Annotated in this window: 14 protein-coding genes; 4 read left to right on the top strand and 10 right to left on the bottom strand. The window is 73.3% G+C overall.

What is annotated here, in order from left to right; genetic code table 11:
- The first annotated feature begins 23 nt into the window (after positions 1-23).
- Together Actkin_RS31580 and Actkin_RS31585 are read left to right on the top strand one after the other, a co-directional pair.
- Positions 24-470, top strand: coding sequence for an RICIN domain-containing protein (locus Actkin_RS31580; protein WP_189209177.1), 447 nt, complete (start codon positions 24-26; stop codon positions 468-470).
- Positions 471-555: 85 nt separating this feature from the next.
- Positions 556-939, top strand: a complete 384-nt coding sequence (locus tag Actkin_RS31585; protein ID WP_189209176.1) for an ATP-binding protein — start codon at positions 556-558, stop codon at positions 937-939.
- Here Actkin_RS31585 and Actkin_RS31590 read toward each other — a convergent pair.
- Together Actkin_RS31590 and Actkin_RS31595 are read right to left on the bottom strand one after the other, a co-directional pair.
- Positions 925-1659, bottom strand: coding sequence for an SDR family oxidoreductase (locus Actkin_RS31590; RefSeq protein ID WP_258905273.1), 735 nt, complete (start codon positions 1657-1659; stop codon positions 925-927). The genes Actkin_RS31585 and Actkin_RS31590 overlap by 15 nt on opposite strands.
- Complete coding sequence (locus Actkin_RS31595) at positions 1656-2768, bottom strand: glycoside hydrolase family 76 protein (RefSeq protein WP_258905274.1); 1113 nt, start codon at positions 2766-2768, stop codon at positions 1656-1658. Before Actkin_RS31595 ends, Actkin_RS31590 begins: the two co-directional genes overlap by 4 nt.
- A gap of 68 nt (positions 2769-2836) precedes the next feature.
- Between Actkin_RS31595 and Actkin_RS31600 the strand changes: the two genes are divergently transcribed.
- On the top strand, positions 2837-4939 hold the full coding sequence (locus Actkin_RS31600) for a molybdopterin-dependent oxidoreductase (RefSeq protein ID WP_258905275.1): 2103 nt from the start codon (positions 2837-2839) through the stop codon (positions 4937-4939).
- Positions 4940-4964: 25 nt separating this feature from the next.
- Here the strand turns inward: Actkin_RS31600 and Actkin_RS31605 are convergent, their stop codons facing one another.
- From Actkin_RS31605 to pyrE, 5 genes are all read right to left on the bottom strand, one after another.
- Positions 4965-5573, bottom strand: a complete 609-nt coding sequence (locus Actkin_RS31605) for a hypothetical protein (RefSeq protein WP_258905276.1) — start codon at positions 5571-5573, stop codon at positions 4965-4967.
- A 120-nt stretch (positions 5574-5693) separates the two neighbouring features.
- The gene (locus Actkin_RS31610) at positions 5694-6221 is read right to left on the bottom strand and encodes a GNAT family N-acetyltransferase (RefSeq protein WP_258905277.1); all 528 of its coding nucleotides are present in this window, start codon (positions 6219-6221) and stop codon (positions 5694-5696) included.
- A complete protein-coding gene (locus Actkin_RS31615) occupies positions 6215-6859 on the bottom strand; it encodes a TrmH family RNA methyltransferase (RefSeq protein WP_258905278.1) in 645 nt (214 codons plus the stop codon). The genes Actkin_RS31610 and Actkin_RS31615 overlap by 7 nt, the downstream gene beginning before the upstream one ends.
- Positions 6856-7215, bottom strand: a complete 360-nt coding sequence (locus Actkin_RS31620; RefSeq protein WP_189209169.1) for a DUF2784 domain-containing protein — start codon at positions 7213-7215, stop codon at positions 6856-6858. The genes Actkin_RS31615 and Actkin_RS31620 overlap by 4 nt, the downstream gene beginning before the upstream one ends.
- A gap of 58 nt (positions 7216-7273) precedes the next feature.
- On the bottom strand, positions 7274-7843 hold the full coding sequence (gene pyrE / locus Actkin_RS31625; RefSeq protein WP_189209168.1) for an orotate phosphoribosyltransferase: 570 nt from the start codon (positions 7841-7843) through the stop codon (positions 7274-7276).
- A gap of 83 nt (positions 7844-7926) precedes the next feature.
- Here pyrE and Actkin_RS31630 point away from each other — a divergent pair, with 83 nt between their 5' ends.
- Positions 7927-9894 (top strand): GNAT family N-acetyltransferase, encoded by a 1968-nt coding sequence (locus Actkin_RS31630; protein ID WP_258905279.1) that lies wholly within the window; start codon positions 7927-7929, stop codon positions 9892-9894.
- On the opposite strand, the gene Actkin_RS31635 is transcribed toward Actkin_RS31630, so the two are convergent.
- The 3 genes from Actkin_RS31635 to Actkin_RS31645 are packed head-to-tail and all read right to left on the bottom strand — an operon-like array spanning position 9866 to position 12193.
- Positions 9866-10669, bottom strand: coding sequence for an LURP-one-related family protein (locus tag Actkin_RS31635; RefSeq protein ID WP_189209166.1), 804 nt, complete (start codon positions 10667-10669; stop codon positions 9866-9868). The genes Actkin_RS31630 and Actkin_RS31635 overlap by 29 nt on opposite strands.
- Positions 10670-10687: 18 nt before the next feature.
- The gene (locus tag Actkin_RS31640; RefSeq protein ID WP_189209165.1) at positions 10688-11467 is read right to left on the bottom strand and encodes an SDR family NAD(P)-dependent oxidoreductase; all 780 of its coding nucleotides are present in this window, start codon (positions 11465-11467) and stop codon (positions 10688-10690) included.
- Between the two features lie 39 nt (positions 11468-11506).
- The gene (locus Actkin_RS31645) at positions 11507-12193 is read right to left on the bottom strand and encodes a TtfA family protein (RefSeq protein ID WP_189209164.1); all 687 of its coding nucleotides are present in this window, start codon (positions 12191-12193) and stop codon (positions 11507-11509) included.
- Positions 12194-12272 lie beyond the last annotated feature (79 nt).

Here is a 12272-nt window from a genome sequence, read left to right on the forward strand (position 1 = left end):
CCGCCGCCCAGTAGGCAGGGTCCATGAAAACCATCACCGGCGCGGTCGCGGCGCTCGTCGCGTTCCCCGCGGTGGCGGCCGCGGACGTGCCCGCCGACCGCTACACCATCATCTCCGTGCTCACCGGCCAGTGCCTCGCCATCGGCGCGGACAAGGTGGAACTGGCCGACTGCGGCGGCAACGCGACCACCTGGGACGTCGTCCCGGCGGGCGCGGACGAGCCAGCGCTGCTCATCCGCCATGTCCTGGACTGCGTCGCGCACGACGGCACCCTCGGCGAGTGCGGCGACCCGAGCCAGTTCTGGACGGTGGAGCAGACCGAGGCCGGTGACTTCACCATCCTCTCCGCGCCCGAGCGCCTGGCGCTCAGCGTGGTCCCCGTCGGCGACAACGCGGCGGTGCACACGGTGCAGACCGTCCAGAGCACCACCGAGCAGGCGGACCTGTGGCAGCTGGAGCCCCTGGAGTGATCCGGTAACACCCCGCGCCGCTCCCACGACGCTCCCTTCGGGCCCGCCGCGGGAGCGGGCCCGGATGGGAGCGCCGGTGTCCGCCATGACCGGACAGGACCTGCCGACCCTGGCCTTGACGATCACCGCCGACGCCGCCGACACGGCCCGTCGCGCGCTCACCCGGTGGCTGATCGATCACGGCGTCGCCGAACTGTCCGCCTGCGACATCGTGCTGGCCGTCACCGAGGCCACCGCCGAGGCCGTGGCGCACGCGCCGACGTCGATCACGGTCACCGCGACGATCCACCCGGCGCGCGTCGTCGCCACCGTCACCGACGACGGGCGCTGGCGCGACCCGGAGACCGGCCTGGGCACGCTGCGCGGCCACGGCCTGGGCATGGTCGAGGCCATCACCGAGCACTACGACATCGCCCACAGCGACGACCTGACCACCCTGACGGCGTACTTCCGGCTAGAAACCGCCTGACACCGGCAGCACGGCGCCGGTCACAAAGGACGCTTCCGGCCCGAGCAGCCAGAGCACGGCCGCGGCGATCTCGTCCGGCTCGCCCGCCCGGCCCATCGGGATGCGGGTCGCGGCCAGGCGCGCGGGCCGGTCCGGGTCGCCAGCGGCCGCGTGCAGGCCGGTGTGGACGGTGCCGGGCGCGACGGTGTTGACCCGGACGCCCTCGGTGGCGACCTCCAGGGCCAGCCCGTAGGCCAGCGTCTCGATCGCCGCCTTCGACGCTGCGTAGTGCGCCCACTCGCCGGGTGATCCGCGCTTGGCCGCGGTGCTGGAGACGGCGACGATCGATCCGCCCGCGCCACCGTGCCGTGTGGACATCCGCCGCACGGCGGTCTGCAGGCACAGGAAGGTGCCCAGCACGTTGACGTCGAGCACCGCGCGCATCGCGGCGGCGGGCACCTCGTCCACCCGGCCCCGGCCGCCGGTCACGCCCGCGTTGGCGACCAGCCCGGTCAGCGGGCCGAGTTCGGCCGCCGCGTCGAACAGCGCGGCGACGTCGTCCTCGGCGGACACGTCGGCCCGCACGGCCAGCGCGCGCCTGCCGGACGCCTCGACCTCGGCGACCACGGCCTCGGCCGCGGCCCGGTCCTCGGTGTAGTTGACGACCACGTCGTGGGGCGCGCGGCGGCAGACCGCGGCCCCGATTCCCCGGCTCCCGCCGGTCACCACCAGAACGCTCACCCCGCCATGCTGGCACGGCCCTCTAGCCGGGCGGCGGCCTCCAGCGCCATCCAGCCCGACAGCTGCACGGACAGGTCGTGCTCGGGGCCGCCCGCGAGGTCGGCGGGGCGGGCGAACTCCGGTCCGAACAGCGGGCCGCCGGGCAGCGCGCCCCGGTTGTCCCACAGCGCCTCCGCGCTGGCCGTCACCAGCCGGGCGGCGGTCTCGCCCTCGGCGGCGGGCAGCCGGATCGCGGCGTCGGCGAGGTAGCGGGTGAGGATGCCGGTGAACAGGCCGCCGTCGCCGCCGTCGTGCCCGCGCAGCACGCCGTCGGGCGCTAGGCCTGCCTCGACGGCGCGCACGGTCCGCGCGGCCCGCCCGACCCACGGCCCGGCGGGCTCGTGCCCGGCCAACTCGACGCAGGCGCCCAGGTACACGCCCTGGCAGTAGGTGTAGGTCGTGGTGACGACGTCGCGGACGCCGCCGTCCTCGGCGACGTGCAGGCCGTCCCACATCAGCCCGGTGCCGGGGTCGCGCAGGGACCGCTCCATCCACTCGGCCATGGCGCGGGCGCGCTGCCGGTCGGCCCGCTCGACCCGGGCGCGGGCGAGCAGGATCGCGGCGGGGCCGTTGGCGGGGACGTTCTTGAAGGTGTCCCCGCGCCGCCACCAGATCCCGCCGCCGCCGTGCTCCGTCCAGCCATCGCGCAGCCGCGCGGTGATCTCGGCGAGCGCGGGCCGGGTGTCGACGAGGTCGCGGGCGCGGTGCAGGGCGAGGCCGAGCCAGGCGATGTCGTCGTAGTAGTCGTTGGTCCAGTGCCGGAGGTTGCGCAGGTGCACCCCGCGGATGAGCCTGCCGATCACCTCGACGCGCTCGGCGGCCGGGGCGCGCTCGTGGGCGTCGATCAGGCAGTCGAGCAGGTGCGCCTGCCACCAGTAGTGCCAGCGCGCGAAGAGCCGGTCGGCGAGGCGGGCGGGCCTGCGGACGACGCCGAGCCGGGTGCCGGGCAGGCCCCACAGGCGGCGGAGGTGGCGGCCGCGGATCGCCCGCTCGGCGACCCCGGCGCGGGCGGCCCACAGCCCCGGCGAGCGCTCGGCCGCGCCCTCCGTGCGCCGCGCGCCCCGGGTCATGCCTCCCATGGTGGCCACTGGATCGTTCCGGATGCCGCGCGGGGGCCCGATCGTGCCAGGCTGGATCAATGCCGACCCACCACGTCACGTGCCCGCTGTGCGAGGCGACCTGCGGCCTGTCGGTCACCGTCGACGACGGCGCGGTGACGTCGGTGCGCGGCGACGCGCTGGACGTCTTCTCCCGGGGCTACCTGTGCCCGAAGGGCGCCTCGATCGGGTCGCTGCACGGCGATCCCGACCGGGTGCGCGCGCCGCTGGTGAAGCGGGACGGGCGGTTCGTCGAGGTGGCGTGGGACGAGGCGTTCGCCGAGATCGCGGCCCGGCTGCCGAGGGGTGACGCGGCGGCGGTGTACCTCGGCAACCCGGGCGTGCACAACCTGTCGACGTCGCTGTACGCGCGGGCGTTGATCAAGGCGTTGGACACGAAGAACGTGTACTCGGCGAGCTCGGTGGACCAGGCGCCCAAGCAGTTCGCCGCTGGCTACCTGTTCGGCGACCCGATGAGCGTGCCGGTGCCCGACCTCGACCGGACGGACTTCCTGCTGCTGCTCGGCGCCAACCCGCTGGTGTCCAACGGGAGCCTGATGACCTCCCCCGACACGCGCGGGCGGCTCCGGGCGATCCGGGCGCGGGGCGGGCGGATCGTGGTCGTGGACCCCATGCGGTCGCGGACGGCGGAGTCGGCGGACCAGCACCTGGCGATCCGGCCGGGGACGGACGCGCTGCTGCTGTTCGCGCTGGTGCATGTGCTGTTCGCCGACGACCTGGTGAAGCTGGGCGCGTTGGCGCCGCACGTGGTTGGGGTCGACGCGGTGCGGGCGCTGGCGGTCCCGTTCAGCCCGGAGGCCGTCGCGCCCGCGACGGGGTTGTCGGCCGAGGTGATCCGCGGGCTGGCGGCCGACCTGGCGGCGGCCCCGACCGCGGCGGTGTACGGCCGGATCGGCACCACGGCCCAGCGGTTCGGCTCGCTGGCGAGCTGGCTGGTCGACGTCCTCAACGTGCTGACCGGCAACCTGGACCGTCCCGGCGGCGCGATGTTCCCGCTCGCCGCGGCGGGCCAGGCGAACGCGGGGCGCGGCCGCAAACCGTTCCGGCACGGCCGCTGGCACAGCCGGGTGCGCGGGCTGCCGGAGGTGATGGGCGAACTCCCGGCGGCCACCCTCGCCGACGAGATCGAGGCGGGCGGCGTGCGCGCGCTGGTCACGCTGTCCGGCAATCCGTGCGTGAGCACCCCGAACGCCGACCGGCTGGCGGAGGCGCTGCGCGGGCTGGACTTCATGGTGTCGCTGGACATCTACGTGAACGAGACGACCCGGCACGCGGATGTGATCCTGCCGGGGACCTCGCCGCTGGAGCGCCCGCACTACGACATCGCCTTGTACCAGTTCGCGGTCCGCAACGTGGCGAACTGGAGCGACGCCGTGCTGGAGACGCCGCTGCCCCAGGAGTGGGAGACGTTGCTGCGCATGACCGGCGCGGTGGCGGGGATGTCCGATGTGGACGCGCTGGACAACATCGTGGCCGCCCAGGTCGCGTCCCGCTTCGGCGTCCCGGTGGCCGAGGGCCGGGGCCCGGCCCGCCTGGTGGACATGATGCTGCGGGCCGGTCCTTATGACGTGCGGCTGGCGGACCTGCGGGCCCACCCGCACGGCATCGACTTCGGCCCCCTGAAGCCGCGCGTCCCCGAGGTGCTGGCGACCGAGAGCGGCCGGATCGAACTGGCCCCGCCCGCCCTGACCGCAGACGTCCCCCGCCTGCTGGCCGAACTCACCGCGCCGGTCCCCCCGATGGTCCTCATCGGACGACGGCAGCTGCGCTCGAACAACTCGTGGATGCACAACATCGCCCCGCTCATGGGCGGCGCCAACCGCTGCACGGCCCAACTCAACCCGACCGACGCCGAGCGCCTCGGCCTCACCCCCGGCGACCCCTGCGTGGTCCGCTCCCGAACCGGCAAGGTGACCGTCCCCATCGAAATCACCGACGCCATCCGCCCCGGCGTGGTCAGCATCCCCCACGGCTGGGGCCACACCCACCCCGACACCCACACGGCGGTCGCCGCCGAACACCCGGGCGTGAACTCCAACATCCTCGCCGACGAACTCCTGATCGACGCCCCATCGGGAACAGCGGTGCTGAACGGCATCCCGGTGGAGGTCACCCGGGCGTAGGCGCGAGCGCCAGGCGCTGACGCCGCTATAGCGGCCATTCCCAGCCCGAAGCCATGAACCCCGGCCGGTACGTGAGAACACCCTTGGTGCTACGAGAATCGAGCACGATGGAGAACCTGTACTTGGACCCAGGGGCCAGCGCCAGCGGCGCGGATTCGTTGAGGCAGGAGTAGGTGGCCACGGTGGACAGGTTGGTTTCGGTCACCCCGTCCGGTCCGACCACAGCGAAGTCATACGGGTTGAACATCCCGGCCGCTACCATCTCATCGAACTCGGCCGCCGTGGTCACCCGCAAGTGCAGAATGAGGAAGTGGCCGTTCTCGGGCTTCTCGGCGAATTCACCGGTGCAGCGGCCGGATTTGTCGATGCTGTCGAGGGTGAAAGTCAACATGGTGGCCCCGTCCTCGTTGGTCACACCGGCCTCCTCACCGAGCTTCTTCGGCACATTGCCCCGCTCACTGGTGGCTGGCTTGGTCGTCGTCGGTGTCGTGGTCGTGGTGGTGGTCGCCTCGGGAAGGTCCAGGTGCGAGCCGCTGCCCGCCGCGGGCACAGGGCTGCCGCCTTCTGCGCACCCAGCGCTGACCAGGGCGAGTGCTGCGAACGAGACGACAGCCAGCGATCGTGCGACGAACATGATGGAGCCCTTCCTGCAGATTCATGGGGCCATACAGACTCCATCGCAGTTGAAGGTTGAACTGTTAACCACAATAGCCAGTGACAGTTTTGTCGCCTGGAAAGCGGCTTCTTCCGATCACTAAAGCCCGATGCGCCAGATCATGCCCACGCCGGTCTCGGCTGGGGCGGTGATAGGGCGGGGTTCGGCGGTTTCCACCAGGGTGAAGCCGAGGCGGCGGGGGATGGCGCCGCTGGCGTGGTTGGCGGCGTCGTGGTGGATTTCGACGTGGTCGATGTCGTCGAGGGTTCTGGCGAGGGTCAGGAGGGTGGCGGTGGCGCGGGTGGCGTGGCCCTTGCCGGTGTGGGCGGGGTGCAGCCAGTAGCCGATCTCCAGGCCGCGGGGGCCGATGCGGCGTTCGAGGCCGCAGGCGCCGATGGGGACGCCGCCGGGGGCGATCAGGTAGCAGAACGACGTGCCCGCTGCCCAGCCGGTGGCGGCGTCCAGCAGGAACGAGCTGGCCGACTCCACTGTGTACTCACCGGCCGCCCACGCCATCCAGGGGGCCAGGTGCGGCTGGGCGTCGGCGACCAGCCGCTGGACGGTGACCGGGTCGAACTCGATGGCGCGGACCAGGTCGTCGGCGCGGGTCGGGGGGCGGGTCACCATGCCGTGTCCAGGTCGGCGTGGGCGCGGATCCAGGCGTGCATGACGATGCCAGCGGCGACGCCCGCGTTGATGGAGCGGGTCGAGCCGAACTGGGCGATGGAGACCAGCAGGTCGGCGGCGGCGCGGGTCTCCTCGGTCAGCCCCGGCCCCTCCTGGCCGAACACCAGCACGCACTCCCTCGGCAGCTCGGCCGTCTCCAGGCGCACCGAGCCGGGCGTGTTGTCGACGCCGACCACCGCCAGCCCCGACGACCGGGCGAACGACACCAGCGAGGACACCTCCGCGTGGTGCGTCACATGCTGGTACCGGTCGGTCACCATCGCCCCCCTGCGGTTCCAGCGCTTGCGCCCGACGATGTGCACGGCGCGGGCCGCGAAGGCGTTGGCGGTGCGGACCACGGTCCCGATGTTGTGGTCGTGCTGGAAGTTCTCGATGGCCACGTGGAAGCCGTGGCGGCGCCGGTCGAGGTCGGCGACCACCGCCTCGCGCCGCCAGTACCGGTAGGCGTCGACGACGTTGCGGCGGTCGCCCTCGGCCAGCAGGTCCGGGTCGTAGTGCGCCCCGGTCGGCCACTCACCGGGCCACGGACCCACGCCGACGGGCTCGCCGAACACCCACTCGGTGGGCCCCTCGCTCACACCCGCACACCCCCACGCCTGCGCGTCCACACGCCGACATACGACACGACCAGCAGCACCACGGCCAGCACGCCCACCGCGGGCAGCAGCTCCCTCGGGAACAGCTCACCGTAGATGTAGTGCTCGTTGAACCCGCCCGGCAGGTCCCCCAACCCCTGCTGCCGCCGGAAGTGGTTCTCCAGCTCCGTCAGCGGGCACGGGATGGACGTGACGTTGACCAGCACGCCCCACGCCGCGAAGAACACGTGGACGTAGATCGTGCGCGGCCACCGCCACGCCAGGAACCCGCCCAGCCCGATATAGCCCAGCGCGATGAAATGCACCACGACCGTCGCTGCGGCAAACACCCCCGCCATCGGCGACCACCTCCCCGGTCACCTCACGGTACCGGGGAAGTGTCCGATTCGGCTCCGATCAGCCCTGGTCAGGAAGTCCGAGATCGGTGAGGTCCAGCAGCGAGCGCCACGGCAGCCCGCGCTCCTCGACCGCCCGCCGCGCCGTCTCGCCCCGGTTCACCACCGTCGCCACCCCGACGACGGTCGCCCCGGCCTCGACGAGCGCGTCCACCGCGGTGAGCACGCTGCCCCCGGTGGTGGACGTGTCCTCGACGGCGAGCACCCGCTGCCCGGCGACCTCGATGCCCTCGACGCGCCGCTGCATCCCGTGCGCCTTGGTCTCCTTGCGCACGACGAAGGCGTCCAGCACCTCACCGGCGTGCGCCGCCGCGTGCATCATCGCCAGGGCGACGGGGTCCGCGCCGAGGGTCAGCCCGCCGACGGCCACGTAGTCCCAGTCGGCGGTCAGCCCGCGCATGAGCCGCCCGATCAGCGGGGCCGCGGCGTGGTGCAGGGTGGCCCGGCGCAGGTCGACGTAGTAGTCGGCCTCCCGGCCCGAGGCGAGGGTCACGCGGCCGTGCACGACGGCCAGCTCGGTCACCAGGCGGGCGAGCTCGGCCTTGGCGGTCTCATCAACAGCGGTTCGCACGGAACGTCAGCCTCTCATGTCCGCCCCCCGGACACACCATCAATCCCGTTGCGGCGCGCGCCCCGACCCTCTAGACCGGTCAGGTGGAGATCATCGACTTCGACCCCGACCACGCCGCCGAGGCCGACCTCGCCGGTTTCCACGAGCTGTCGCTCGCCCGGCTGCGGGCCGAGCTGCCCGAGCAGCCCGAGCCCACCCCGGCCGAGAGCATCGCCCGGGTCCGCGTGCCCGCCGCGGGGTTCGGGCCGCGCCGGATGTGGCTGGCCCGGCTGGACGGGCGCGCCGTCGGCTGGGCCCGGGTCCACCTCCCACCGGACGGGAACAGCCACGTCGCGATGACCGACATCGTGGTGCACCCGCAGGCCCGGCGGCTCGGCGTGGGCACCGCCCTGCTCTCCACCATCGCGCGCGCCGTGGACCGCGAGGTGATCGAGGGCCAGCTACTCGACGGCGGCGACGGCGCGCCATGGGCGGACTCCCTGGGCCTGCGCCGGGTCCACGGCATCGTCGAACAGCGCCTCGAACCGGGTGATGCCCGCACCGACTTCCCCGCGCCGGACGGCTACCACCTGCGCGCCTGGTCGGACGCCGCGCCCGACGACCTCCTGCACTCCTACGCCGCCGCCCGCACGACCATCCAGGACGCGCCCCTGGGCGAGCTGGCCTACCGCGAACCGGACTGGACCGCCGAGCGCATCCGCGCGGAGGAGGCGGAGCTGCGCGCGAGCGGTGTCACGCTCCACGTCGTCGTCGCCCTGCACGGTGACGAGGTCGTGGGCCTGACCGTGGTGCTGGTCTACCCGGATACCGACGGCCCCGCCCACCAGCGGGACACCGCGGTCGTCCCCGCGCACCGGGGCAAGGGGCTGGGCGTGTGGATGAAGGCCGCGATGCTGCGCCGACTGCCCGGGACGCGGATCGCCACCGCCACCGGCATCGAGAACGTCCACATGCGACAAGTCAACGAGCGGCTCGGCTTCACCACCCTGCGCACGTGGCTCGCCGTCCGCGGCGACCGGGCCGACCTGCTCGAGCGCCTACGCTCGGAGATCGCCGAGTTCGACCCCGATCACGCCACCGACGCGGACCTGGAGGGCTACCACGCCGTCATGCTCGCCCGGCAGGAGACGGACCGTCCGGACGAGCCGCCGCTGAGCGTCAACGACGTCGTGGGCAGGCTCCGCACGCCGTTCCCCGGTTTGGGCCCGGTCCGGTACTGGGTCGCGCGCGTGCGCGGCGAGATCGTCGGCCTGGCCGTCGTCTACTTCCCCGGGCACGAGAACAGCCACCTCGCCCTGGTCGACATCGTCGTGCACCCGCGCTTCCGCAACCGCGGCATCGGCACCGGCGTCCTGCGCGCGATGCTGCCGACCCTGCGCGCCGAGGGCCGGACCACGATCGAGGAGGACCAGGTCACCGCGGGCAGCGACGGCGAACGCTGGGCGCTCGGCGTCGGCCTGCGCGTCGTGCACGCGGCGATCATCCAGAAGCTGGTGGTCGCCGACACCGACCCCGCGCTCTGGGACGTGCCCGTGCCCGAGGGCTACCGCCTGCACCAGTGGTCCGGCGAGGCGCCGGACGAGCTGGTCGACTCCTACGCCGCCGCCCGCGCCGCCATGGTCGACGCGCCGCTCGGCGGCATGGACTACGCCGTCCCCGCATGGTCGGCCGAGCGGCAGCGCGAGCACGAGGCCGGGCTGCGCGCCCGGGGCGTCGAGCAGCGGGTGGTCGTGGCCGTGCGCGACGGCGCGGTCGTCGGCCTGACCGAGGTCGAGCTGCACCCGCACCGGCCGACCTGGTCGTTCCAGCGCGACACCTCGGTCGTCGCCGCGCACCGCGGCCGGGGTCTCGGGCGGGCGATGAAGGCGCACATGCTGCGCTGGCTGGTGGCGACCCGGCCGGACTACCGGCTGGCCTACACCGGCACGGGCGCGCAGAACGTCCACATGGCCAGGGTCAACCACCAGCTCGGCTTCCGGACCGTGCGCGAGCTGGTCGCGGTGTCCGGCCGGATCGACGGGCTCAGCCCCAGCCCCGGTTGTCCTGCTTGAGCGCGGTGTCGACGGTGAGCGCGGAGGCGATCACCAGGCTCAGCAGCGGGTCGGCCAGCGGTCGGTGGATCTGGAGCACGTAGTTGTCGGCTGTGGTGAACATCGTCTTGGCGAAGCCCTCCCACGTCTTGGTGATCCGCGCGACCTCGCCGCCCGCGTGGTCGGTGACCGCGAAGTTCCACGCCCGCCAGTTCTCCGCCTGGATGCCGCCGACGCGCTGCCCGCCGACCTCGAAGGCGAAGCGGATCTTGCCGATGGCGTTCTCCTGCCGGATCTCCCCGACCGGCGCGCCGTCGCCGCGCTCGACGATCATCCGCGACTTCACGAACTTCGCGGGCCTGGTCAGCCGCAGCACGGTCTGGCCGTGGGCGTCGCGGACCTCCAAGCGGTGGGTGAAGAACTGGTCGTAGCTGCCGAGGAACCGGGCGGCCTTCTTCAGCGCGCTCTGCCCGACCTGCACGACCGCGCCGATCTGGCGGGCGTGCTGGTCGTACACGGCGTACTCGTTGGCCAGCTCGATCAGCTTCACCCGCTGGTTCACCACCAGCACGGGCTCGGTGAACAGCGTCCCGCCGCCCTGCCCTGCCTGGCCGACGCCCGCCTTGCGCTGCTGTTCCCTGATCCGGTTCGGGTCGACCGGGCCGTCGAAGGACAGCTCCCACGCGCTGGCGTCGCTGGCGGCGCGCGTCTGCTGCGTCCACCGCGCGCCGTCCCAGTAGCGCAGCGTCGACGAGCCTGGGGCCTCCGGGTACCAGCCGGGCTGCGGATTCGTCATGCCCGCGAGCCTACGGACTCAGCCCCGGTTGCGGCCCCCCGCGACGCGCCGCTCCAGCGACCGCTGCAGGCCGCGGGGCAGGAGCCTGGTCAGCGCGACCAGCGCCTTGTACTGCGGGCCGGGGACCGAGCGGGACCGGCCGTGGACGAGGTCGTCCAGGCAGTCGGCCACGACCCGGTCGGCGTCCAGCCACAGGAAGTCGGGCAGCTCGCTCATGTCGTCGCCCGCGCGCTCGTGGAACTCGGTGTGGGTGAAGCCGGGGCACAGCGCCACGACCCGCACGCCCGTCCCGGCCAGGTGCGCGGCCAGGCCCTCCGACAGCGCCGTCACGTACGCCTTGCTGGCCCCGTAGGACGGCCCGCTCGCCGGGAAGAACCCCGCGATGCTGGAGACGTTGACGATCCCGCCGTGCCCGCGCTCGATCATCCCGGGCAGCGCGGCCCTGGTCAGCCGCATCACGGCGGTGACGTTGAGGTCGACCTGCGACTGCAGCCACGCCGGGTCGGCGTCGGCGAACGCGCCCCGGGTGCCGAAGCCCGCGTTGTTCACCAGCAGGTCGACCGGGCGCTCCGGGTCGGCAAGCCGGTCCTCGACGCGCTTGCGCGCCCGGGTGGTGGTCAGGTCGGCGGTCATGGTCTGCACCGCGACGCCGTGCGCCTCGGACAGCTCGGCGGCCACGGCCTTCAGCCGGTCCGCGGTGCGGGCCACGATGACCAGGTCGTATCCGTCTGCGGCCAGCCTGCGGGCGAAGGCCGCGCCGATTCCCGCGGTGGCGCCGGTGATCAGTGCGGTGGGCATACGGGGCACGCTACCCAGCGGTACGCCCGGGCCGGTAGCTCACTCCTCGTGGCCGCCGCGGACCTCGACCTCCCCGGCCGGGTCGATCTCGGCGTCGAACGGGTCGACCACGTCGGCGATCTCGCCGAGCCCGCGCAGCAGCCGCTCCAGCCGCGACGGCGAGGAGTTCGGCGCGGACGCGGCCAGCACCCACCCGTTCTCGATCCAGGCGACGGCGACGTCCTGCCCGATGTCCTCGGTCGCGTCGACCAGGTCGGGGGTGATCAGCGCGCGGGCGGCGGCGATGTCGGAGACGAACGCGTACCGCTGGCCGACCGGGCCCAGCAACTCGGGCATGTGCTCGCGCTGGAACGGCGTGCTCGGCACCCACAGCTCCACGACGACCGGGTGCACGCGCTTGCACTGCACGGCGGAGATGACGGTGTTGACCCGCCCGCCCGCCTCCAGGTCGAACACGTACACCTTGCGCCTGCCGTCGGCGGTGAACGTCGACCCGGCGACCACGTCGCGGGCCACGCCGTCGCCGTAGTAGGCGATCGCCCCGCCGTTCCACTGGCCGGGCAGCACCGGGTCGGACTCGGCGAACTGCCACCCCCGCAGCGCCGCCCAGCGCCTGCGCTCGCGGTTGCGCGAGGTCAGACGCGCGCGATCGCGCATGAGGAACAGAGCGCCCGCGACCAGAGCCACGAACGCCACCACGAACCAGACCCACGCGGGAACGCCCACACCGCCAGCGTAGTCGCCGCGGCGCGTCGTTCAAGATCACGGGGGTGCGCCGCGCCCGAAGTTTTCTGCTCCGTTCGCC

This window comes from Actinokineospora sp. UTMC 2448 (assembly GCF_024760565.1).
GTDB classification, from domain to species: Bacteria; Actinomycetota; Actinomycetes; order Mycobacteriales; family Pseudonocardiaceae; genus Actinokineospora; species Actinokineospora fastidiosa.

Excerpts from the sequence above, each read along its gene's own strand:
- Actkin_RS31580 (WP_189209177.1), top strand. The coding sequence starts at position 24 with ATGAAAACCATCACCGGCGCGGTCGCGGCGCTCGTCGCGTTCCCCGCG.
- Actkin_RS31585 (WP_189209176.1), top strand. The coding sequence starts at position 556 with ATGACCGGACAGGACCTGCCGACCCTGGCCTTGACGATCACCGCCGAC.
- Actkin_RS31595 (WP_258905274.1), bottom strand. The coding sequence starts at position 2,768 with ATGACCCGGGGCGCGCGGCGCACGGAGGGCGCGGCCGAGCGCTCGCCG.
- Actkin_RS31600 (WP_258905275.1), top strand. The coding sequence starts at position 2,837 with ATGCCGACCCACCACGTCACGTGCCCGCTGTGCGAGGCGACCTGCGGC.
- Actkin_RS31605 (WP_258905276.1), bottom strand. The coding sequence starts at position 5,573 with ATGTTCGTCGCACGATCGCTGGCTGTCGTCTCGTTCGCAGCACTCGCC.
- Actkin_RS31610 (WP_258905277.1), bottom strand. The coding sequence starts at position 6,221 with ATGGTGACCCGCCCCCCGACCCGCGCCGACGACCTGGTCCGCGCCATC.
- Actkin_RS31620 (WP_189209169.1), bottom strand. The coding sequence starts at position 7,215 with ATGGCGGGGGTGTTTGCCGCAGCGACGGTCGTGGTGCATTTCATCGCG.
- Actkin_RS31635 (WP_189209166.1), bottom strand. The coding sequence starts at position 10,669 with ATGACGAATCCGCAGCCCGGCTGGTACCCGGAGGCCCCAGGCTCGTCG.
- Actkin_RS31640 (WP_189209165.1), bottom strand. The coding sequence starts at position 11,467 with ATGCCCACCGCACTGATCACCGGCGCCACCGCGGGAATCGGCGCGGCC.